This window comes from Pseudomonas persica, assembly GCF_900291015.1.
In the GTDB taxonomy this organism is placed as follows: Bacteria; Pseudomonadota; Gammaproteobacteria; order Pseudomonadales; family Pseudomonadaceae; genus Aquipseudomonas.
Genome location: NZ_OLKL01000165.1, coordinates 1 through 268 on the forward strand (window position 1 = coordinate 1; position 268 = coordinate 268).

The 268-nt window shown below is 47.8% G+C and carries 1 protein-coding gene; it reads left to right on the plus strand.

Annotation, left to right across the window (positions count from 1 at the left end):
- The coding region (locus tag FQ664_RS26130) for a PTS transporter subunit EIIC (protein WP_144175889.1) at positions 1-268 on the plus strand (268 nt) is incomplete at both ends.

A 268-nucleotide genomic window follows, 5' to 3' on the forward strand; every position in this document is an offset into this window, starting at 1 on the left:
AGGCAGTTGAAGAGTGTGGGGAAAATTGGTCTTTTGCCTTCACTATTTAACATTAATGAGCCGATATTGTTTGGCTTCCCCGTCATTATGAACCCGGTTTTTTTACTGCCCTTTGTTTTTGTCCCGCTGATAAATGCCTGTTTAGCATGGTATTTGACGCAAATGGGTATCCTCGACAGGGCCGTTGCAATGCTGCCATGGTCAATGCCCTCACCGCTGGGTGCTGCCTGGTCGGCCAACGGTAGCTGGAAGAATATGTGTATGTGTC